Origin of the sequence: Aurantimonas sp. (assembly GCF_964217435.1) — a bacterium.
GTDB classification, from domain to species: Bacteria; Pseudomonadota; Alphaproteobacteria; order Rhizobiales; family Rhizobiaceae; genus Aurantimonas; species Aurantimonas coralicida.
In genome coordinates, this window is sequence record NZ_CAXPJM010000007.1 from 37,158 (window position 1) to 58,993 (window position 21,836).

A 21,836-nucleotide genomic window follows, 5' to 3' on the forward strand; every position below is an offset into this window, starting at 1 on the left:
CGCGAGGCCTAGCGCAGATGCAGGGTGACCCATTCGCCGCGCACCAGCGTGGCGACATGGTAGAGGCCCTGGTTGCGGAAGGCGGCGAGAACCGCATTGCGCTGCGTGGTGAGGATGCCCGACAGGACGATGTCGCCGCCATGGGCCAGATGCCGGTGGAACTCCGGCGCGAGCTTCATCAGCGGTCCGGCCAGGATGTTGGCGACGATCAGATCGTAGGGCGCACGCTCGCGGATCGCCTCGGCGCCGAAACCGATGGCCGTGGAGCAATCGACGAAATTCGCCACGCCATTCGCCTCGACATTCGCCCGCGCCACGCGGACCGCCACCGGGTCGATGTCGGTCGCCAGCACCGGCACCCGGGCGAGCTTGGCCAGGCCAATGGCCAGCACCGCGCTGCCGGTGCCCAGGTCCAGCGCGTTGCGCGGCTTGCGGCGCGTCGCCAGCCGGGCGATCGTTTCCAGGCAGCCGGCCGTCGTGCCGTGATGTCCCGTGCCGAAGGCCTGCCCGGCCTCGATCTCGATCGCCAGGTCGTTGGTCTTCACCTTGTCGCGGTCATGGGCGCCATGCACCAGGAAGCGTCCGGCCCGCACCGGCTTCAGCGCCGCCAGCACATCGGCCATCCAGTCCTTGTCGGGCAGGTCCTCGCGGCAGATCTCGCCGCCGCCGGCCTCGGCGATGGCGCCGGCGAACAGGCGCTCCGCCTCCTCGCCATCGGGCGCGTCGACATAGGCCGAGACCTCGAAGATCGCCTTCGCCTCGTCGATCTCGGCCAGCGACACCGGCGTGCCGAGATCCTCGAAGGCGGTCTCGACGGCGGCGTAGCAGGCGTCGGCCGCGGCCTTGTCCGCGGTGACGTAGAAACGGATCTGCGGCATTCCTGCTAGCCCTCTTTCGGCTTCACGGCTTCGCTGGTCATGCGGGCCTTCTCGGCCCGCGCCTCGCGCTCGGTGGTCGTCGCCTTGACGATCTTTTCCTGGTCGCGCTGGGGCGGCTTGGGTCCGAAGGAGATGATCGTGTCCCCCTCGCCCGGCTCGCCGGAGCCCTCGTTGGAGGCAAAGAGCAGATTGCCGGAGGGCCGGATCCACAGGATCACATGGGTGCCTTCCGGCCGCGTCGCCGAAAAGCGCTCATAGTCGAACTCCTCGGTCAGCCGGGTCGCCTGGAAGTTCCAGCCGTCGACCACCAGATCGCGCAGTTCCGTGAAGGTCTTGGGCGGCTGGAACAGCGGCTGGCCGCCGATGGTGAAGTTCATCGAACGCCGGTCGGAGCCCTCGATCTTGCCGATCTGGAAGACCTCGGAGCGGCCGATCTCGGGACCGAAATCGGTACAGACCAGCGCGTTGTAGGCGTCGTTGTCGGTGGCGGCGACCATGTGGTCGAAGCGCGACAGATTGAGATTGTGGTGGGCCGCCTCGGAGAGGATCTCGCCGTACCAGACCTCGAGTTCGGCCAGCCGCGCCTCGGAGATGCGCGACCAGTTGGCGTCCGCGATGAGCACCGGCACGTCCTGCGCCTTCAGCCGGCGCGCAAAGGCGATGGTGAAGCGCGAGGCGCCGACGAACAGGATGCCGGGCCGGTCGGCCGACCGCAAGTCCAGCGCCCGGGCGAGCGGTCCCAGCGTGAAACCGTGCAGGAGGATGGTCACCGCCACCAATGCGAAGGTGTAGGCGATCATGCGGTCGGCATCGGCAACGCCGAGGCCGCTGAGGGTCGCGCCGAACAGGCCGGCGACCGCCACGGCGACGATGCCGCGCGGCGCGATCCAGCCGACCAGCAGGCGCTCCCGCCAGGTCAGGCCGGCGCCGAGCGTGCTGACGAACACGGCCACCGGCCGCACCACGAAGAGCACCGCCGCGAGGAAGCCGATGACGCGCCATTCGAGGCTCGCCAGCACCTCGCGCTGCAGCGAGGCGGTGAGGATGATGAACAGGCCCGAGACGAGCAGCAGCGTGATCGTCTCCTTGAACCGCCTGAGGTCGCTCAGGCTGGCGATCCGCGTGTTCGCCATGGTGATGCCCATGACGGTCACGGTCAGCAGGCCGCCCTCCTCCAGCACCAGATTGGTCAGCGAATTCATGCCGACCACGGCCACCAGCAGGATCGGCGCCTTCAGATATTCCGGCGCCTCGCCGCGGGCGAAGACCCAGCTCAGGAAGCGCCCGGCCAGGAAGCCGCCGGGAATGGCGATGATGATCGCCAGGATGACGTTGAGGATCAGGTTCTCGGCCTCGTGGCCGGCGTTCAGGACCAGATAGGTCTCGAAGGCGATCACCGCGAAGAGCGCGCCGATCGGATCGTTGACGATCGCCTCCCAGCGCAGGATCGAGGCCGGCCGGTTCTTCAGCTTGGCGTGGCGCAGCAGCGGCGTGATCACGGTCGGACCGGTGACCACCAGGATCGCACCGAGGATGATCGCGGTCGGCCAGCTCAGATTGCCGATGTAATGGCCGGCGAGCGCCGTCATCACCCAGACCAGCGGCCCGCCGATGATGACCATGCGGCGCACCGCCGTCGAAGTCTCGCGGATGTCGCGGAAATTCAGTGTCATCCCGCCTTCGAACAGGATGATCGCGACGGCGGTCGAGACCAGCGGCGTATAGAGGTCGCCGAAATCCTCGCGCGGATTCATGAAGCCGGTGATCGGCCCGAACAACAGCCCGACGCCGAGCAGGAGGATGATGGCCGGCACCTGGACGCGCCACGCCAGCCACTGGGCAGCGATGCCGGCGACGCCAATGAGAGCGAGCTGAAGGGCAAGATCATGCATGAAGGAGATTCCCGGGGCCGGGCGACACGGCCAATGCGGCCTTCACGACCACGCCCGTTCCGACCAATGTTCTGCGATGAGCCGAAACTAGTCCAGCGTGCCGGATCGGAAACCCCTGCATGCCGGTATTCGCGCGGGTTGCGTCAGACGCCGACGAGGCGCTCCAGCTTGGCCAGCGCGGTATCGGGGTTCTCGCCATAGGCCAGCGTGCCGGCCAGTTCCCCGGTCTCGTCGATCAGGAAGGTCGTGGCGGTGTGGTCCATGTTGTAATCGTCGCCCTCGCCGATCTTCGCCGAATAGACGCCCCAGCCCTTCAGCATCGCGGCGATCTTCTCGGGCGAGCCGCTCAGCGCCGTGATGTCCGGCGAGACCGCCTCGACATAGTTCTTCATCACCTCGGGCGTGTCGCGCTCGGGATCGACGGTGACGAAGACCACCTGCAGATCACCGCCTTTTTCCGCAAGCTGCTTCTGGTAGCCGGCCAGCTCGTAGAGCGTCGTCGGGCAGACCTCGGGGCAATGGGTGAAGCCGAAGAACACCGCCGTCGGCTTTGCCCGCAGATCGGCCTGGGTGAAGGACTGGCCGGTCTCGTCGATCAGCGAGAAGTCCGAGCCGTAGGGCTCGCCGCTGCGGCCGGGGCCACCCTGGGCGTAGATCAGCGCCAGGGCCACCGCGGCGCCGGCAATCAGCGCCACGATCGTCCAGAGCGCGGCCCGGAACATCTTCACTCCACTCATGTCGTCCAGCGGGCGCCGCATGCGGCCTCGCCCGTCCCCTGCTCGTGCATCTGTCGGTCTGTGTTGCAGAGCCGATAGCACGGCGGGACGCCGCTGCGCGACAGTCGCTGTGCGTATGGGCGTTCACGAAGGCGCCAATCGTCGCGGCGCCCGTGCCGACCTCGCGTCCTGTCAGAAGCAGGCAGCCCAGCCGGCCTCCAGGAGATGCAGGAAGATCGCCTCGCCATGCTTCGCCCAGCCGGCGACGGCCCCGCCCGACAGAAGCGCCAGCGCGACGACCGCCAGGGCGACCAGCACCGCAGTCCGGCGGCCATGCGTGGCGGCGCCCTGCCGTGGTTCCTCGATCGTCGGGACTTCCTGCGTCATCGGCCCGTCCTGCGCACGCCTTCGCTCCGGCCATCATAGCGCCGATCGGCCCGCCACGCACCTGGCGCCCGGCAACGCTCGACGAACCGGTGCCGTGCGCGCTCAGCCCGCGGCGCTCGCCGCCTCACCGCGGTCGGCGGCAAGGTAGTAAAGGAGCGCCGCGCCCGGCATGGCGATGCCGATGACGCAGATGCCGGTCCAGCCGAAGGTCTCCAGCACCGGGCTGGTCAGGGCCGAGCCTAGCGCGCCGCCGAGGAAAAAGGTCGTCATGTAGACGGCGTTCAGCCGGTTCCGGATGCTGGCATCGAGCTGGTAGATCTCGCGCTGACCAAAGACGAGGTTGGCCTGGACGCCGAGATCGATGAGGATGCCGGCTGCAACCAGCGCGACCAGAGAGGTCTCGCCGAACAGGGCGGCGACGAAGGCAATGACGACGGTAGCGATCGCCGCGATGGTGCCGATGCGGGTGTAGCCGCGATCGGCCAGCCGCCCGGCGATGGGCGCGGCGAAGACGCCGAGAACGCCGGCCAGTGCGAACAGCGCGACGCCGCTCGGCGAAAAGCCGTAGGGCTCGCGCAGCAGGATGATCGGCGCCGCCGTCCAGAACAGCGAGAACGCCCCGAACATCGCCGCATGGTAGAGGCCGCGCCGGCGCAGCACTTTCTGGTGCACGAAGAGCTTGCCGAGCGAGGCGATCAGCGCGCCATAGCCGCGCGTGCCCTCCGGACGCCGCTGCGGCAGCAGCACCAGCCCGGCGACCATCAGCACCGCCACCAGTCCACCGGACAGGCCGAAGACACCGCGCCAGCCAACATAGTCGGCCAGGAAACTCGCCGCCGGCCGGGCCAGCAGGATGCCGGCCAGAAGCCCGCTCATGACATTGCCGACGACGGCGCCACGCTCGTTGGGCGGGGCCAGATTGGCGGCGAGCGGCACCAGCATCTGCGCGGCGGTCGACGAGACGCCGACGAACAGCATCGCAGCGAACAGCGCCGTCAGGCCCGGCGCCAGCGCCAGGCCGGCCAGCGCCACGAGATTGGCCGCCATGGTGATCAGGATCAGCCGTCGGTTCTCGACGACGTCGCCGAGCGGCACGAGCAGCACGAGGCCGATGGCGTAGCCGATCTGCGCCACTGTGACGATGGCGCTTTCGGCGGCCACCGACAGGCCGGTATCCTCGCCGATCAGCGCGACGAGGGGCTGGGCGTAATAGAGATTGGCCGCCAGCGCGCCGCAGGCAAAGGCGAAGAAGACGGTCAGCACCGGGCCGAGGCCGGCCGGCCGCGCGTCTGTCTCCACCATCTCCTCTGGCGCGCCTGCGATGGCGGAAGCCTCTGTCATCGTCTGATCCTGTCGGTAGGGGCCGCGGCGGGTTCTGCGGTATGACGGAGACCGCCGCCGTTTCGCAGTTGCGAGATAGGGCGGCGCCTGGCGGCGATCAGCCCCGTTTGACGGTGCGTTCGGCAAAGACATCGGCTGCGGCTTGCAAGTGCCCCGCCGGCCCTTATGGTTCCCGCGATTGCGAAGACGACGAACAGGATGACGCGCATGCGCTTTACCGGGACCGACGCCTATGTGGCCGGCAAGGACCTCACCGTCGCGGTCAACGCGGCGATCACGCTGGAACGGCCGCTGCTGGTGAAGGGCGAGCCGGGCACCGGCAAGACCGAGCTCGCCTTCCAGATCGCCGAGGCGCTGGGACTGCGGCTGATCCAGTGGACGGTGAAGTCGACGACGCGCGCGGCGCAGGGCCTTTACGAATACGACGCCGTCTCACGGCTGCGGGACAGCCAGCTCGGCGACGAGAAGGTCAACGACATCCGCAACTACATCCGCCGCGGCAAGCTCTGGGAGGCCTTCGCTTCGGAAGAGCGCGTGGTGCTTCTGATCGACGAGATCGACAAGGCCGACATCGAGTTTCCCAACGATCTGTTGCAGGAACTCGACCGGATGGAGTTCGACGTCTACGAGACCGACGAGACGATCCGCGCGAAGCACCGGCCGATCGTCATCATCACCTCCAACAACGAGAAGGAACTGCCGGACGCCTTCCTGCGCCGCTGCTTCTTCCACTACATCCAGTTCCCCGACCCGGAGACGCTGGCGCGGATCGTCGACGTCCATCATCCGCACATCAAGCAGGATCTGGTGCGCGCGGCCCTGACCCAGTTCTACGAGATCCGCGAACAGCCCGGCATCAAGAAGAAGCCCTCGACCTCCGAGGCGCTCGACTGGATCCGGCTCTTGGTCGCCGAGGACATCGAGGCCAAGGATCTGCGCGAAAGCCCGACCAAGGCCCTGCCCAAGCTCGCCGGCGCGCTCCTGAAGAACGAGCAGGACGTCCACCTCTTCGAGCGGCTGGCCTTCCTGGCGCGGCGGCAGGGGTGAAGGGCGGCGGCGCCCGTCGAACGGAACGAACAGGAGCCAGCATGAACAACGCGGTGCGGATTCGCCCGATCGGACCGGACGACGAGGCCGAATGGCGCCGGCTGTGGACCGACTATCTGACCTTCTACGAGGCAAGCGTTTCTGAGGAGGTCTATGCCACGACCTTCGCGCGGCTCCTGTCTGGCGCCGACAACGAGTTCCGCGGCCTGATCGCGGAAGCGGACGGCCAGCCCGTCGGGCTCGTGCATTTCCTGTTCCACCGCCATTGCTGGCGGGTCGAGAATGTCTGCTATCTGCAGGACCTCTATGCCGATCCGGAGGTGCGCGGCACCGGTGTCGGACGCAGGCTGATCGAGGCGGTCTATGCGGCAGCCGACGCGGCGGGCTCGCCGACCGTCTACTGGATGACGCAGGACTTCAACACGACGGCGCGCACGCTCTACGACCGCGTCGCCGCGGTGACGCCTTTCATCAAGTACCAGCGAAAGCTCCCGTGATGACCACCCTGCCGATCTACCAGGTCGATGCCTTTACCGACCGGCTGTTCGCCGGCAATCCGGCGGCCGTGGTGCCGCTCGAAGCCTGGCTGCCGGACGCCGCCATGCTGGCGATCGCGGCCGAGAACAATCTGGCGGAGACCGCCTTCTTCGTGCCGACCGGCCCGGCGCGCTGGGAATTGCGCTGGTTCACCCCGGCGATCGAGGTGCCGCTCTGCGGCCACGCGACTTTGGCCACCGCCTTCGTCCTCACCGAATGCCTCGGGGAGAGCGCGGCGACGCTGACCTTCGTGACGCGCGAATCCGGCGAGCTGACGGTGACCCGCGGCGAGGACGGCTGGTTCGTCATGCGCTTCCCGCGTCGGCACGAGGCCGGCACCGTGGATGCCGCCGAGATCGAGCAGCTGGCGGAGGCCCTGGGCGCGCAGCCCAAGGCGGTGATCTCCTATGCGGTGCCGAACGACACGTCTTGGCTGGCGGTGATGGAGAGCGCGGCCGAGGTCGAGGCGCTCGCCCCCGACATCCGGGCGATCGCCGCCCTGCCGCCGCGCAACGTCATCGCCACGGCACAGGGCGCGCCGGGCTCCGGCCTCGACTTCGTCTCGCGCATGTTCGCGCCCAAGGCCGGCATCGACGAGGACCCGGTCACCGGTTCGGCCCATTGCTCGCTGGTGCCCTATTGGGCCGGCGAGCTCGGCGGAAGCGCGTTCACCGCGCGGCAGGTGTCGAAGCGCGGCGGCGATCTGCGCTGCCGTCTGGAGGGCGAGACGGTCGTCGTGGCCGGCCAGGCGGTGCTCTATCTGACGGGCGAGATCGCCGTCCCCGACTGAGTGGGCATCAAGGGGTTTGAGCGATGCGCCCTACTCCGCCGCCTCGACGGTCTGCGCGGCGTCGATGGCTTCCATCACCAGTTCCGGCCGCCGGGCCAGCACGTTGAGCAGCACCCGGGCCGGACCGGTCGGATAGCGCCGCCCCTGCTCCCAGTTGCGCAACGTCGCGATCGGCACACCGATCTTCAGCGCGAAATCGGCCTGGGTCAGCTTCAGCTTGCGCCGCAGCCGGGCGACGTCCGGCACCTCGATCTTGTAGCGATGGACGGTGACCTGCGAATCGTCGCCCTGAAACCATTTCAGCGCCTGCTCCAGCGATTCGAGCATATGGGCGTCGGCTTCTTCCTGGGTCTCGACCGGTACGCGCTTCGTCATAGCCTAGAATCCAAACAGCCGTTTCACGTCGTTGATCACCCGTATGGTCTTCAGGACGACCGAGGCCGGCCGCGAGACCGGCGCTTCCAGCGGCACCACCCGCAACAGGACGATCCGGGCGAGTTCGTCGGACAAGGCGTAGGTGATCCGCAGCGATCGAAACGACCAGTCCCAGAGGGTCGGCGAATTCGCTCGCTGAATGCCGATCACGGGGTCGGACCGCAGGAGCTGCAGCGCCAGTTCGTAGCGCTCGCCCTCCAGGCCGTAGAGCCCGCAATCGAGGCGAAACCGCTCCGTCTCCCCGATCTCGACCTGATACATCCAGAGCCTCATATACGCCATTGGCGTAGCGCACGCAAGATTGTCGCCAGCGGATAGCCGCAAGCCTGCCCTACCTGTGCCGGTGACGGCAAGCCGCATTCGGCCGGCTGACTTCCCGCCCCCGCTGCCCTATTCTCGCAGCCATGTTCCTGACCTTCTTCCTCAAGCTCAAGGCTGCCGGCGTGCCGGTCACGCTGCGCGAGCATCTCGCCCTGCTCGACGCCATGCGGGCCGATCTCGTCACCTACGATGTCGAGGGCTTCTACTATCTGGCCCGCGCGACACTGGTGAAGGACGAGCGCTTCATCGACCGCTTCGACCGGGTCTTCGGCGATGTTTTCAAGGGCGTCGAGGCGGTGTCCGGCGAGGCTGGCGACGGCGTCGACGCGCGCGAACTGCCGGAGGAATGGCTGCGGCGGCTGGCCGAGAAGCACCTCACGGACGAGGAGAAGAAGCTGGTCGAATCCCTTGGCGGCTTTGACAAACTCATGGAGACGCTCAAACAAAGGCTGGAGGAGCAGAAGGAACGCCACCAGGGCGGCTCGAAATGGATCGGCACGGGCGGCACCTCCCCCTTCGGCGCCTATGGCTACAATCCGGAAGGCGTGCGCATCGGCCAGAAGGAAAGCCGGCACCGGCGCGCCGTGAAGGTCTGGGACCGGCGCGACTTCCGCGACCTCGACGACAGCATCGAGCTGGGCACCCGCAACATCAAGGTGGCGCTGAAGCGGCTGCGTCGCTGGGTGCGCGACGGCGCCGAGCAGGAATTCGACCTCACCGGCACGATCCGCGCCACGGCGGAGCACGGCTATCTCGACGTCAAGACGCGGCCCGAGCGGCGCAACGCGGTCAAGGTGCTGCTCTTCCTCGATATCGGCGGCTCGATGGACGATCATGTCCGCGAGGTCGAGGAGCTGTTCTCCGCCGCCCGGTCGGAGCTCAAGCACCTCGAATTCTTCTATTTCCACAACTGCCCCTATGAGCGGCTGTGGCAGAGCAATCACCGCCGCCATGCCGAGGCGATCGCGACCATGGACGTCCTCAACCGCTTCGGGCCGGACTACCGCGCCGTCTTCGTCGGCGACGCCTCGATGAGCCCCTACGAGATCGCCATGCCCGGCGGCTCGGTGGAGCACTGGAATGCCGAGCCCGGCGCCGTCTGGCTCGACCGCTTCACCCGGCAATGGCCGAAATCGGTCTGGCTCAACCCGGTGCCGCGCCAGCACTGGGACTGGACCCAGTCCATCGCCATGATCCGCGAGGCCATGGAGGACCGGATGTTCCCGATGACCCTGAAGGGCATCGAGGCGGCAACGAAGACGCTGTCGCGCTGAATCGGTGGCGTGCCGCCCGCTTTTCGCCAGTTCTGCATGCATAATTTTCAGGCAGCCATAGCGTTGTGATCCGGCATTCCCCATATTGAGCCCGACGCAACCAGACGGGAACCGACATGGCCAACCGCCTTCGCCTCGGCTCGCTTTTCGCGAGCCTTCTCTTTGTCTTCTCCTTCGTCGCCGTCGACTATGCCGACGCGCGGCGTGGCGGCAGCTTCGGCAGCCGGGGCTTTCGCACCTATCAGAGCGCGCCGGCGACCAGGACGGCCCCGAGCGCCGCGCCCGTGCAGCGTTCGATGACGCCCGGCCAGGCGACGCAGCCCGGCGGCAGCGCCGCGCAGAGCGCCGCCGGCGCCCGGCGTCCGGGCCTCTTCGGCGGCATCGGCGGCGGCCTTCTCGGTGGCCTGATGCTGGGCGGCCTGTTCGGCATGCTGATGGGCACCGGCTTCGGCGGCATGGGCGGCTTCCTCGCCCTTCTGGTCCAGGGCCTGCTCATCGGTCTCGGCGCGATGCTGCTGATCCGCTTCTTCCGCAGCCGCAATCCGAGCCCGGCCCGGGCCAACGGCTCCAGCCCCACCGAGCGCCGTGCCTATGAGGAACCGGCGCAGCCGGCCGGCAATGGCGGTTTCCGCATTCCCTCGATCGGCTCGGGCGCGGGTCTCGGCGGCGGCGCCGCGGCGGGCGCGGCGACCGCGGCGGCCGAACCGTCTGACGAGATCGGCATCACCGACGCCGACCTCGACACCTTCGAGCAGAAGCTGCACGAGGTTCAGGCGGCATTCTCGCGCGAGGATTATGCCGCGCTGCGGACGATCACCACACCGGAGATCATGTCCTATCTCGCCGAGGAACTGTCGGAGAACGCCACGTCCGGCCGCAAGAACGACGTACTCGACGTCAAGCTCGAGCAGGGCGACATCGCCGAGGCATGGCGCGAGGGCGACACCGAGTATGCCAGCCTCGCCATGCGCTATTCGTCGATCGACGTGATGCGCGACCGGACCACCGGCGAGGTCGTCGAGGGCGATCCCGACACCCCGACCGAGACGACGGAATTGTGGACCTTCGTGCGCGACAAGGGCGGCGAGTGGAAACTCTCCGCCATCCAGGAAACCTGATCTCTCACGGGCCGGCTCTGCCGGCCCGTTTTCTTGTGGGGCTTCAGAAACCGGCGGCGCGGGCGAAGGCGACCATCGCCGTGCCGATCGCCACGGTGACGATCAGCGGCAGGCGCAGCGCCAGGACGATGCAGACGAGGATGGCGATGCGCTCGGGCCAGCCGCCCGACACCAGTGCCGGTGTCACGATGGTCGTCAGCACCGCCGCCGGCACGGCGTTCAGCGCCGCATCGAGACGCGGCGGAATGCTGCCGATGCGGGCCAGCAGCAGGTGCCCGCCGGTGCGGGTCAGATAGGTCAGGCCGCCGGCGAGCAGGATGATCCACCAGATCTCATCCATGACGATCCTCCCCTTGCGCGGGTGCGGCCGCCGGCTTCGGCGGCATGAGCGCTGCGACGGCGATACCGGCGAGGCCGCCCAGCGTCACGTGCCAGGGCGGGCCGAGGGTCAAATAGACGACGATGGATGCCGCGGCGCTGGTCAGGGCCACCGGGTAGAAGCCGCTGCGGGCGCGAAACGTCATCAGCAGCGTCAGGAAATAGACCGGCAGGATGAAATCCAGCCCGTAGCGCGACGGATCGTCGATCAGCGACCCGAACACCGCCCCGAGCGCCGACGAGGCGAGCCAGCCGACATAGAGCACGCAGCCATAGGCGAAGTAGAAGGTCTTGGTCAGCGGCTGGACGCTGGCCCGCGCCTCGGCCGCGCCGAACACCGGATCGACCAGGAAGAAGAAGGCCATGGCCTTCTGCAGGCCGGAGAAGCGATGCAGGTGCCGCCCGACCGAGGCCGAATAGAGCACGTGCCGGAAGTTCAGCGCCACCACCGCCAGAAGCACCGACCAGACCGGGGCGCCGAGCCCGATGAGTTGCAGCGCCGCGAGCTGCGAGGCGCCGGCATAGACCGTCGCCGAAAAGCCCATGGTCTGGGCAAAGCTCAGCCCTTCCGCCGTCGCGATCGTGCCGTAGACCATGCCGAAGGGCACGACGGCGAGAAGCACGGGCAGAAGCTCGCGCAACGCCGCGCGGATCTCCGATCGGGTGGTCTCGGTCACTGGACACTCGGGGTTTGTGGATGGGCGCGCGCCGATTACTCAGCCCGGCTTATGCTTCTTCGATGCGCCGCACACAAGCCGTGCCCGGATGAACGGCGCGTTGCGCCCGCCCCCGGCTCAGAGCGACGGGTCGAGAATCTGCGCCTCGAACTCGGCCAGCGCGATGGTCCAGCGGTCGAAGGCGTCGTTCAGCTGCGTGCGGGTGACCCCGCCGCGCAGCGACAGGTTCAGTTCGACCACCGGATACTGGTCCTCGGTCTGATACGCCTTGTGAAACGGATGCGTGCGGTTCCAAGCGTTCAGCGCGTCGAGCGCGACGTCGGGCCGGTCCCAGATGGCGTAGAAATTGGCGACCTCGCAGTCCGTCCCGTCGGTGCAGTCGAGGAAGAACAGCTGGTAGGCGACGCCGTTGATGATGCCGGTGATCACCGGGTCGCCCGTCTCGGTCGTCACGAGCTCGGCCTCGCCATAGCCCTGCGCGATGTCGAGGATGGTGTCGGTGTCGTCGGCGCGCAGCATGTCGGCGGTCATTTCGGCCGCCTCGGTGCCCGATTTCGCCGCCAGCGACCGCGACAACAGGCCCGGCTCCTCCTCGACGGCCGGCGGCGTCGAGACGGCGGTGGCCGAGACGGCTCCCGCGGAGATGGTGATCAGGGCGACGGCAAGACCGGTGCGCAACAGGCGCGGCGGGCAGAGGAGCATAGGGATTCCTTGTTCGGACGCCGCCAATCTCTGCCTTGTATCAAAGACCTGCAAGCCGCGATCGGCGACGTGCTGCGGTTCTGGCGGCGACCGTGGCGGGGATACATCGTACCCGCCCGGCGGCCCCGACGTCAGCTGCCGCGCGCGGCCGCAAACGATGGCGCCGCTGCCGACGCCGCCCGGCCCTCACGTCGGCGCGCGAGCCCGAACCGGAGATTGTCGCGGCGAATCGCGGTCAGGCGTCGCGGCCGATCCGCACGAACCAGGCATCCTCGTCGATCACCTCGACGCCCAGCTCGGCGGCCTTCTTCAGCTTCGAGCCGGCGCCGGGACCGGCGACGACGAGATCGGTCTTCTTCGACACCGAGCCGGCCACCTTGGCCCCCAGCCCCTCGGCCATCGCCTTGGCCTCGTCGCGGGTCATCTTCTCCAGCGAACCGGTAAAGACGATGGTCTGGCCCGAGACGGGCGATGTCGCCGCCGGCTGTTCGGCCGGCTGCACGTCGAGCTCGGCGACGAGGTCCTCGACCAGCTTCAGATTGTGGTCCTCGGAGAAGAACCGTGCCGTCGCGGTGATGACGGCGCCGCCGATGTCGTCGAGCGCGTCCATCTCGCCGCTCGCCTCCTCGTCGCCGGCCGCCACCTTCAGCGCCGCCTCGTGGAAGGCCTCGAAGGTGCCGTAGGCCCTTGCGAGCGTCTTTGCCGTGGTCTCGCCGACATGGCGGATGCCGAGGGAGAAGATCAGCCGGTCGAGCGGGATGGTCCGCCGCGCCTCGATCGCCGCGAAGAGATTCTTCGCCGAGACCTCGCCGAACCCCTCCTTGTCCTTCAGCTTCTTCAGGCCCTCCTGATTGCGGCCGTGCATGCGGAAGATGTCGGCCGGCGTGCGGACCTGGAAATCGGGATCGTCGTAGAACAGGTCGATCTGCTTGTCGCCGAGCCCCTCGATGTCGAAGGCCTTGCGCGAGACGAAGAGCTTCAGATGTTCGCGGCGCTGGAAGGGACAGGCGAACTCGCCTGTGCAGCGGCGCACGACGCTCTGGGCGCCAGAGGCGGTTTCCTCGCGCACCACGTCGGTCTTCAGCTCGCAGGGACAGGTCGTGGGAAAGGCGAAGGGCTCGGCACCCTCCGGACGCTTGTCCGCGACGATGCCGAGCACCTGCGGGATGACGTCGCCGGCCCGCTGGATCTGCACCGTGTCGCCGACGCGCACATCCAGCCGCTCGATCTCCTCGGCATTGTGCAGCGTCGCGTTGGCGACCATGACGCCGCCGACATTGACCGGATCGAGCTTGGCCACCGGCGTCAGCGCCCCGGTGCGGCCGACCTGGATCTCGATCGCCCGCAGCACCGTCGTCGCCTGCTCGGCCGGGAACTTGTGGGCGATCGCCCAGCGCGGCGAACGCGAGACGAAGCCGAGACGCTTCTGCAGCGCCAGATCGTCGACCTTGTAGACGACGCCGTCGATGTCGTAGCCGAGCCCGGCCCGGTTCTCCTCGATCGCATGGTAATGCGCGATCAGCCCCTCGATGGTCTCGAAGCGCTTCATCCGTTCGTTCACCGGAAAGCCGAAGCCGGCGATCGCCGCAACGACCTCGGTCTGGGTCTCGCCCGGCACCTCGCTCGCCTCGCCCCAGGCATAGGCGAAGAACTGCAGCTTGCGGGCGCGGGTGATCCCCGCGTCGAGCTGGCGCAGCGAGCCGGCGGCGGCATTGCGCGGATTGGCGTAGACCGGCTTGCCCTCCTCCGCCTGGCGGGCATTGAGGTCGGTGAAGGCGGCGTGGCTCATATAGACCTCGCCGCGCACCTCGAAGACCTCCGGCGCCCTGCCCTTCAGCCGGTTCGGGATGTCGTCGATGGTCCGGGCGTTGCGGGTCACGTCCTCGCCGGTGGCGCCGTCGCCGCGGGTGGCGGCCGAGACCAGTTCGCCCTTCTCGTAGCGCAGCGACAGCGACAGGCCGTCGATCTTCGGCTCGGCGGTAATGGCCAGCGGCGCGTCGTCGTCGAGCTTCAGGAAGCGGCGCACGCGCTTGGCGAAGTCGGCGACGTCCTCGTCGGAAAAGGCATTGTCGAGCGACAGCATCGGCACGGCATGGCGGATCTTGCCGAACTTCTCCGACACCTCGGTTCCCACCCGCGCGGACGGGGAATCCTCCCGGATCAGCTCGGGAAAGCGCGCCTCGATGGCGGCGTTGCGCCGACGCAGCGCGTCGTATTCGGCGTCGGTGACGGTCGGCGCGTCCTCGCGGTAATAGGCCCGGTCATGTTCGGCGATCTTGCCGGCCAGCCGTTCCAGTTCGGCCGCCGCCTCGTCCCTGTCCAGCGTCTCGACCGCCTTGTCGCTCATCGCCCGTCCGAATCCCTGCTGTTTGTCCGGCCCGTCATAGCCATTCGGGCTGCGGCAGGTCGAGGCCGAGAATGCGGTCCGCGATCCGCCCGCGCAGCCATGGGGTCCACGCCGCCAGCGGCATCAGATAGCGCATCGCCAGGAGCGCGGCCGGCGGCGGCGCCGCGATGAAGTCGGTGCCCCGGCGGGTCGCATCCATGACGGAGCGCACGGAGGGCAGCCGGCGCATCTCGTATTCGGTTTCGCGCGACTCGCTGGCCAGGAAGGCCAGGGTCGCCGCGTCCCAGATCCCGAGATTCATGCCGCGCCCGCCGACCGGCGAATGGACATGGGCGGCATCGCCGGCGAGGAACACCCGGCCCTTGGCCATGCGCTCGGCATGGCGGAAGCTGACATGGAAGCGCGAGGCCCAGGTCACGGACTCGATGCCGGGCACGTCGCCGATCAGCGCTTCGGTCGACGGCGCGATGCCGACATAGCGGCCGCGCCGGGCGCCCAGCGGCAGCATGGCGACGGCGCCGCCGGGATCGGCCGATCCGCTGCGCAGATCGATGCGCCCGACAGCGGGATCGACCGGCTTGTCGAAGACCACATCGGCCAGCGCGAACTCCGCCGGATAGCCCGCGCCGCTCCACGGAATGCCGACATCCTCGCGCACCGCCGAATGGGCGCCGTCGGCGCCGACGACGATGTCCGCCGGGACAATCTCACCGGTAGAGAGGGTGACACGCGGTGCGTGGGTGTCGGCGACCGTCTGGAAGGCGACGCCCCATTCGACGTGCACGTCCTGGGCGGCCAGCCATGCGATCATCAGGCGCTCGGTGCGCCCCTGCGGCAGGGTCAGGATGAAGGGATGCGCCGTATGCGCCGGCGCCGTGGTCATCTCGAACAGCCGCCTGCCATTGTCGGCGACGGCCATGCGCGAGATCCGGTTGCCCTCGGCCAGCAGGCGGTCGCTGATGCCGGACGCCGCGAGGATGTCGAGCGTGCGCGGCAAGACGCCGAGCGCCCGCGACTGGTCTTCCGGCGTCGGCCCCTCGCCGGCATCGACGATGCGCGGCGCAAAGCCCCGGCGGCGAAACTCGACCGCGGCGGCCAGTCCGACCGGCCCGGCGCCTGCGATCAGGACGCGGCGGGCCGTCACTGTCACGCTCCCGCGCCGATGAGCCGGGCGGCGGCGGCGCGGGCCTCGTCGGTCACGGTCTCGCCGGCCAGCATGCGGGCGATCTCCTCGCGCCTTCCGTCCTCGCCGATCGGCGCGACGCGGGTGGCCACGCGGTCCTCGCCGGAGGCGGCGCTGCCCTTGGAAATCAGGAGATGGGTCGTGGCGCGCGCGGCGACCTGCGGGGCATGGGTGACGGCCAGCACCTGCACGTTGCGCCCCAGCCGGCCGAGACGGCGGCCGATGGCGTCGGCCACGGCGCCGCCGACGCCGGTGTCGATCTCGTCGAAGACCAAAGTCGGCGCCGAGCCGCGGTCGGCCAGCGCCACTTTCAGCGCCAGCAGGAAGCGCGACAGCTCGCCGCCCGAGGCGACCTTCATCATCGAGCCGGCGCGGGTGCCGGGGTTGGTCTGGACGTAGAACTCGATCTGGTCGATGCCGGCGGCGGACGGGCTCTCGGGGTCGCTTGTCTGTTCGACGAGGAAGGTCGCGCGGTCGAGCTTCAGATCCGGCAGTTCGGCCATCACCGCGCCCTCCAGGAGCCGCGCGGTGGTGCGGCGCTTCTCCGACAGTTCGGCGGCGGCGCGGTCGAAACGCTGGCGCTTTTCGGCGAGCTCGGCCTCCAGCTTGCCCATCCGCTCCTCGCCGGCGTCGAGATCGGCCAGGTCGCCGATCATCCGGGCAGTCAGTTCCGGCAGATCGTCGACAGGCACCGAATATTTGCGGCCCGCGGCGCGCAGCGCGAACAGCCGTTCCTCGGTCTCCTCCAATGCCCGCGGATCGAACTCCAGCGAGCGCAGCGCCGTCTGCAACGCCATCTGCGCGTCGGACAGCGCATCGAGCGCCGTGTCCAGCCGGTCGATCGGCTCGTCCAGAAGGCCGGGGAGCTCGTCGCGCTTGCGGTCGAGGCGCTTCAGGAGGCCGGCGAGCTGCGGGATCGGCGAGGACGAGCCGGACAGCTCCTCATGGGCGTCGTTGACGTCGGTGGCGATCTTTTCGGACCGCATCATCACCTGCCGGCGCTCGGCCAGTTCCTCCTCCTCGCCGGCGATCGGCGCGAGGTCGGAGAGCTCGTCGACCGAAGAGCGCAGATAGTCGGCCTCGCGGGCCGCCGCCTCGACCCGGGCGCGATGGGTGCGCAGCTCGTGCTCGGTGGCGCGCCAGTCGGCATGGGCGCGGGCGACGGAGGCCGCCTCCTGCTGCAGCCCGCCATACTGGTCGAGCAGCGTGCGATGGGCCTGCGGGTCGATCAGCGCGCGGTCGTCGTGCTGGCCGTGGATCTCGACCAGCGCCTGGCCGACGCTGCGCATCAGGGAGACGCTGGCGGGACGGTCGTTGATGAAGCCGCGGGTGCGACCGTCGGCGGTCTGGATGCGGCGTAGGATCAGGTCGCCTTCACTGAGATCCTGCTCGTCGAAGCCGTTGTCGAGGAGGATCGCCCGCACGCCGGCGCCGGACGGCAGGTCGAAGGCGGCCGTCACCTCGCCCTGCTTGGCGCCATGGCGCACCAGTCCGCCATCGCCGCGCCCGCCGAGGGCGAGCGACAGCGAGTCGAGCAGGATCGACTTGCCCGCGCCGGTCTCGCCCGTGAGCACGGAGAGACCCTCGTCGAGGGCAATGTCGAGCCGTTCGATGAGAACGATGTCGCGGATCGAAAGATGAACGAGCATGACCGGGATCGTCGGTACTGAACCGCCACCGAAATGGCAATGGCTCGTCAAGATAGTGCGGATCGGAGCCAAGCGCACCGGCTATCGGCGAAAACCGCCGGAGCCGTCACCGCGTCCGTAGCGCGCGGCCTGCGGCGCCTGCCTGCGGCGCCTGCCCGGCGGCCTGATGACGCAGGTCCCGCAGCCCGGCGGGCTCCACGCCCGCCTGAAGCGTCAACAGGAATGCGGACCGGGGACGAACACCGGCCCGGTCTGTTTCAGGCGCCGGTGATCTTGCGCGCCGCCACGCCGAACCACGACGTCGCACTGCCTTCGCGCGGCGACAGGCCGTTGGTCTGCAGCAGCTGGTAGGAATCGCGGTACCACTGCGAATCCGGGAAGTTCTGGCCGAGCACCGATGCCGCCGCCTGCGCCTCGCGGGTCAGACCCATGGCGTAATAGGCTTCGGTCAGGCGAGCCAGCGCCTCTTCCACGTGCCGGCTGTCGGAATAGACGTCGACGACGTTCTTGAAGCGGTTGATGGCCGCGACGTATTCGCGCCGCTCCAGATAGTACCGGCCGACCTGCATCTCCTTGCCGGCGAGCTGGTCGCGGGCGATGCGCAGCTTGGCGCGGGCGTCCTCGGCATATTCGGAATCGGGGTATTTCTCGAACACCTCGCGCATGGCCGCAGCCGCGCGGGCCGCTTCTTTCTGGTCGCGGGTGACGTCCGGGATCTGGCGGTAATAGGCCAGGCCCATGATGTACTGGGCGTAGGCCGCCTCCTCGCTGCCGGGATACAGCGACAGGTAACGCTTGGAGGAGTTGATCGCCGTGTCGTAGTCGCCGCTGCGATAGCTGGCGAAGGCGCTCATCACCAGCGCCTTGCGGGCCCATTCCGAATAGGGATGCTGGCGGTCGATGGCCTCGAACTTCTTGGACGCCTCGCTGAGACGGCCACCTTCGAGATTGGCGAGACCCTGATTGTACAGGACGTCCGGCGGATCGGTCTGGGCGGCGAGCGCAAGCGCCTCGACGTCGCTGGTGTCCGAACTCATGCAGCCCGACAGGCCGGCGGATGCGAGACCCAGCGCCAGAGCGCCGGTGAGTTTCGCCACCCGCAGTCGGCGCAAGGCCGGATGGTCGTGCGGATTGCTCATTCGTGCTGATCCCCCTGCTTTCGAAAGCCCGGCTGTCTTACGCCGCGCCTTCGTCGTCAGCAACGCTCAAGCCGGTTCAACCCGTCTTTTTTGTGACGCAGCGTCCCGATCGAGCGCACGTCGTCGTGTGCGACACCGGTTTTGTCGACCGGACGCGGCGGTTGCGCAATGCCGATGTCAGAGAGTCTGCGGACCGTAGGCGGGCGCCGCGACGGCGACCAGCGGCGCGTGACGGACCGGATCGACCCGGCGCGACGGCGCCTCGACGATCTCGTAGGCCCGGCGGTCGGCCAGAAGCGCCTGCAGCGCGAGACCGTTGAGCTTGTGGCCGCCGCGATAGGAGCGGTAGCAGCCGAGCACGCGGGCACCGGCCAGCGCCTGGTCACCCACCGCGTCCAGCGCCTTGTGGCGGACGAATTCGTCGTCGTAGCGCAGGCCGTCCGGATTGATCACCCGGCCGTCGTCGCCGATGACCACGGAATTGTCGAGCGAGGAGCCCAGCGCGGAGCCGGCGGCCCACAGGCGCTCGACATCCTTCATGAAGCCGAAGGTGCGGGCGCGGGACAGGTCGCGGGCGAAGCGCTCGGCGGTGAGATCCGCCTTGTAGACCTGCCGGCCGATGGCCGGGGTGGCGAAGTCGATCTCGATTTCGAAGCGGGTGCCGTTGTGGGGCAGATATTCGGCGCGGGCGCCGTTCATCTCGACCGAGACGGGCTTCAGCACGCGCACATAGCGGGCCCGGGCCGACTGGCCGACGACGTCGGCCTCGCGGATGCCCTTGATGAAGGCGGCGGCGCAGCCGTCCATGATCGGCGTCTCGTGCGCGTCGAGCTGCACGACGACATTGTCGACGCCCATGGCGTAGAGCGCGGCCATCAGATGCTCGATCGTCGCGACATGGGCGCCGCGCGGATCGCCGACGACGGTCGCCAGATCCATCGGCGCGGCATTGCCGGTCACGGCCTTGATCTCGTGCAGGTAGCCCTGCTTGTCGCACAGGTGGAAGACGATGCCGGTGTTGACCTCGGCCGGAAGCAGGGTGAGCTGGACCGGGAGACCGCTATGGACGCCAATGCCCTCGAAATAGACCCTGGATCCAATCGTCTGCTGGAACATTCGCACTATCGGCAACCTTTCCCGCCGGCATCGGCGCGGTGCTCCGCGTCTCAGATACCGGCATCCCCGCTCGGGAGCTTCGTCGTCAGTGCTGGCCCGCCCCCTCTCCCCCTATGGAGGAATCGGGCCATCCCGCACTCTGCAATTCGTGACAAATTCCCTAGAACGAACAGGCCCTTCGACAAAATCACGGTTCGTTACCCGTTGTTACCGCCGGAACGGGGCCGAAAACACGGATGTCAGCGATTTCATACGCTTGTCGTAAAAAAGGCCCGCCGAACGTGCCGGCGGGCCTTGTGTCAAACCTGCAACGTTGACGGTCAGTTCGCCTGACGACGCAGGAAGGCAGGGATCTCGAGCTGGTCTTCCTCGCTGACGGCGCGCGGCTGCGGGGCCGGACGGGCCGCCGATTCCGCCGCCTGACGGCGCGGCGCGTAGGGGTTCGGCTCGACCACGGCGCGACGCGGCTGCTCGGCCGGCGCATGGCGTGCCTCGTGCGGTGCAGCCTCGTCCTCCTCGCGGCGCGACAGGCCGGTCGTCAGGCGACGCAGCAGGCCCATCGGGCCCCGCTCGTCATGGGCGTCGGCCGCCGCACGGCTCTCGATCTCGGCCCGCACATTCGGCGGGAAATCCTCGACCTGGGGCATGCGCGGTGCGGCTGCACGCGGTGCCGGCTCCGCGGCCGGGCTGACCTGGGCGATCTCGGCCTCGAGGGCGGCGGTGAAGTCGTCCTCCATCTCGGCCTGGGGCGCCGGGGCAGCTTCGGCATGGACCGGAGCTTCCTGGACGGGGGCAGCGGCCGGGGCCGGCTGCTGCGCCGCCGGACGCACGGCCGCGGCCTGCGTTTCGGGCAGCGCACGCGGTGCCGGGGCCGCCGTCGGACGGACCTGGTAGGCGGCGGTGTGCTCGGCCGCTTCCATCTCGGCCTTGTCGATGCCGGTGGCCACGACCGACACGCGGATCACGCCTTCCAGATTCTCGTCGAAGGTCGCGCCGAGGATGATGTTGGCGTCGTGGTCGACTTCCTCGCGGATGCGGGTCGCCGCCTCGTCCACCTCGAACAGGGTCAGGTCACGGCCGCCGGTGATCGAGATCAACAGGCCGCGGGCGCCCTTCATCGAGGTCTCGTCGAGCAGCGGGTTGGCGATCGCCGCTTCGGCGGCGGCCATGGCGCGGCCCTCGCCCGACGCTTCGCCGGTGCCCATCATCGCCTTGCCCATCTCGCGCATCACCGAACGCACGTCGGCGAAGTCGAGGTTGATCAGGCCTTCCTTGACCATCAGGTCGGTGATGCAGGCAACGCCCGAATACAGAACCTGGTCGGCCATGCCGAAGGCATCGGCGAAGGTGGTCTTGTCATTGGCGATCCGGAACAGGTTCTGGTTCGGAATGACGATCAGCGTGTCGACGGTCTTCTGCAGTTCCTCGATGCCCTGGTCGGCGATGCGCAGACGGCGCTGGCCCTCGAAGTGGAACGGCTTGGTGACCACGCCGACCGTGAGGATGCCCTTTTCGCGCGCCGCACGGGCCACGACGGGAGCCGCACCGGTGCCGGTGCCGCCGCCCATGCCGGCGGTGACGAAGCACATGTGCGATCCGAGCAGGTGATCGCAGATCTCGTCGATGGATTCCTCGGCGGCGGCGCTGCCGACTTCCGGCTGCGAGCCGGCGCCCAGGCCCTCGGTGACGGCGACGCCCATCTGGATGATGCGTTCGGCGCGCGAGGAGCGCAGGGCCTGCGCGTCGGTGTTCGCTATGACGAACTCGACGCCTTCCAGCCCGGCATTGATCATGTTGTTGACCGCGTTGCAGCCACCGCCGCCGACGCCGAAGACGGTGATGCGGGGCTTCAGCTCGGTGATGTCGGGCTTCTTCAGGGTAACGCTCATGGTTCGATCCTCTTTCACGC

Annotated in this window: 21 protein-coding genes; 5 read left to right on the forward strand and 16 right to left on the reverse strand. The window is 68.6% G+C overall.

Features of this window, described 5'->3' with window-relative positions; translation table 11 throughout:
* Positions 1-8: 8 nt before the first annotated feature.
* The 5 genes from ACEQX1_RS02840 to ACEQX1_RS02860 all read right to left on the reverse strand — a co-directional run bounded on the left by ACEQX1_RS02840 (position 9) and on the right by ACEQX1_RS02860 (position 5,214).
* Complete coding sequence (locus ACEQX1_RS02840) at positions 9-878, reverse strand: 50S ribosomal protein L11 methyltransferase (RefSeq protein WP_370195755.1); 870 nt, start codon at positions 876-878, stop codon at positions 9-11.
* Between the two features lie 5 nt (positions 879-883).
* Positions 884-2,770 carry a sodium:proton antiporter gene (locus ACEQX1_RS02845; protein WP_024351973.1) on the reverse strand — a complete coding sequence of 629 codons (1,887 nt, stop codon included), beginning with the start codon at positions 2,768-2,770 and terminating at the stop codon, positions 884-886.
* Between the two features lie 143 nt (positions 2,771-2,913).
* Positions 2,914-3,507 carry an SCO family protein gene (locus tag ACEQX1_RS02850; RefSeq protein ID WP_370196488.1) on the reverse strand — a complete coding sequence of 198 codons (594 nt, stop codon included), beginning with the start codon at positions 3,505-3,507 and terminating at the stop codon, positions 2,914-2,916.
* A gap of 171 nt (positions 3,508-3,678) precedes the next feature.
* A complete protein-coding gene (locus ACEQX1_RS02855) occupies positions 3,679-3,873 on the reverse strand; it encodes a hypothetical protein (RefSeq protein ID WP_370194254.1) in 195 nt (64 codons plus the stop codon).
* A 102-nt stretch (positions 3,874-3,975) separates the two neighbouring features.
* The gene (locus ACEQX1_RS02860; protein ID WP_370194255.1) at positions 3,976-5,214 is read right to left on the reverse strand and encodes an MFS transporter; all 1,239 of its coding nucleotides are present in this window, start codon (positions 5,212-5,214) and stop codon (positions 3,976-3,978) included.
* Between the two features lie 207 nt (positions 5,215-5,421).
* Here ACEQX1_RS02860 and ACEQX1_RS02865 point away from each other — a divergent pair, with 207 nt between their 5' ends.
* Genes ACEQX1_RS02865 through ACEQX1_RS02875 form a run of 3 tightly spaced genes read left to right on the forward strand, consistent with a single transcriptional unit; the run spans position 5,422 to position 7,588 of the window.
* Positions 5,422-6,261 (forward strand): AAA family ATPase, encoded by an 840-nt coding sequence (locus tag ACEQX1_RS02865; protein ID WP_370196489.1) that lies wholly within the window; start codon positions 5,422-5,424, stop codon positions 6,259-6,261.
* Between the two features lie 41 nt (positions 6,262-6,302).
* Positions 6,303-6,758, forward strand: coding sequence for an N-acetyltransferase family protein (locus ACEQX1_RS02870; protein WP_370194257.1), 456 nt, complete (start codon positions 6,303-6,305; stop codon positions 6,756-6,758).
* A complete protein-coding gene (locus ACEQX1_RS02875) occupies positions 6,758-7,588 on the forward strand; it encodes a PhzF family phenazine biosynthesis protein (protein WP_370196502.1) in 831 nt (276 codons plus the stop codon). The genes ACEQX1_RS02870 and ACEQX1_RS02875 overlap by 1 nt, the downstream gene beginning before the upstream one ends.
* Before the next feature lie 30 nt (positions 7,589-7,618).
* Here the strand turns inward: ACEQX1_RS02875 and ACEQX1_RS02880 are convergent, their stop codons facing one another.
* Positions 7,619-7,963, reverse strand: coding sequence for a helix-turn-helix domain-containing protein (locus tag ACEQX1_RS02880; protein ID WP_370194258.1), 345 nt, complete (start codon positions 7,961-7,963; stop codon positions 7,619-7,621).
* Between the two features lie 3 nt (positions 7,964-7,966).
* Complete coding sequence (locus tag ACEQX1_RS02885; protein ID WP_372521419.1) at positions 7,967-8,284, reverse strand: hypothetical protein; 318 nt, start codon at positions 8,282-8,284, stop codon at positions 7,967-7,969.
* Positions 8,285-8,427: 143 nt separating this feature from the next.
* On the opposite strand from ACEQX1_RS02885, the gene ACEQX1_RS02890 reads away from it, so the two are divergent.
* Both ACEQX1_RS02890 and ACEQX1_RS02895 read left to right on the forward strand, forming a co-directional pair.
* Positions 8,428-9,618 (forward strand): VWA domain-containing protein, encoded by a 1,191-nt coding sequence (locus ACEQX1_RS02890; RefSeq protein ID WP_370194260.1) that lies wholly within the window; start codon positions 8,428-8,430, stop codon positions 9,616-9,618.
* Positions 9,619-9,734: 116 nt separating this feature from the next.
* A complete protein-coding gene (locus ACEQX1_RS02895; protein WP_370194261.1) occupies positions 9,735-10,736 on the forward strand; it encodes a Tim44 domain-containing protein in 1,002 nt (333 codons plus the stop codon).
* 43 nt (positions 10,737-10,779) lie between these two features.
* Here ACEQX1_RS02895 and ACEQX1_RS02900 read toward each other — a convergent pair whose 3' ends face one another.
* From ACEQX1_RS02900 to ftsZ, 9 genes are all read right to left on the reverse strand, one after another.
* Positions 10,780-11,076: an AzlD family protein gene (locus tag ACEQX1_RS02900; protein ID WP_024351984.1), complete on the reverse strand. Its 297-nt coding sequence runs from the start codon at positions 11,074-11,076 to the stop codon at positions 10,780-10,782.
* Complete coding sequence (locus tag ACEQX1_RS02905) at positions 11,069-11,791, reverse strand: AzlC family ABC transporter permease (protein WP_024351985.1); 723 nt, start codon at positions 11,789-11,791, stop codon at positions 11,069-11,071. Before ACEQX1_RS02905 ends, ACEQX1_RS02900 begins: the two co-directional genes overlap by 8 nt.
* Before the next feature lie 117 nt (positions 11,792-11,908).
* Positions 11,909-12,493: a YbjN domain-containing protein gene (locus ACEQX1_RS02910; RefSeq protein WP_024351986.1), complete on the reverse strand. Its 585-nt coding sequence runs from the start codon at positions 12,491-12,493 to the stop codon at positions 11,909-11,911.
* Positions 12,494-12,728: 235 nt separating this feature from the next.
* Positions 12,729-14,840, reverse strand: a complete 2,112-nt coding sequence (ligA, locus tag ACEQX1_RS02915) for an NAD-dependent DNA ligase LigA (protein WP_370196490.1) — start codon at positions 14,838-14,840, stop codon at positions 12,729-12,731.
* Positions 14,841-14,874: 34 nt separating this feature from the next.
* Positions 14,875-15,984 carry an FAD-dependent oxidoreductase gene (locus ACEQX1_RS02920; protein ID WP_370195395.1) on the reverse strand — a complete coding sequence of 370 codons (1,110 nt, stop codon included), beginning with the start codon at positions 15,982-15,984 and terminating at the stop codon, positions 14,875-14,877.
* Between the two features lie 2 nt (positions 15,985-15,986).
* Entirely contained in the window at positions 15,987-17,672 is a 1,686-nt protein-coding gene (gene recN, locus ACEQX1_RS02925; protein WP_228239842.1) for a DNA repair protein RecN, read from the reverse strand.
* A 257-nt stretch (positions 17,673-17,929) separates the two neighbouring features.
* Complete coding sequence (locus tag ACEQX1_RS02930; protein ID WP_188076296.1) at positions 17,930-18,811, reverse strand: outer membrane protein assembly factor BamD; 882 nt, start codon at positions 18,809-18,811, stop codon at positions 17,930-17,932.
* A 177-nt stretch (positions 18,812-18,988) separates the two neighbouring features.
* Entirely contained in the window at positions 18,989-19,927 is a 939-nt protein-coding gene (lpxC, locus tag ACEQX1_RS02935) for a UDP-3-O-acyl-N-acetylglucosamine deacetylase (protein WP_188076297.1), read from the reverse strand.
* A gap of 320 nt (positions 19,928-20,247) precedes the next feature.
* On the reverse strand, positions 20,248-21,816 hold the full coding sequence (ftsZ, locus tag ACEQX1_RS02940; protein ID WP_370196491.1) for a cell division protein FtsZ: 1,569 nt from the start codon (positions 21,814-21,816) through the stop codon (positions 20,248-20,250).
* Positions 21,817-21,836: the final 20 nt, after the last annotated feature.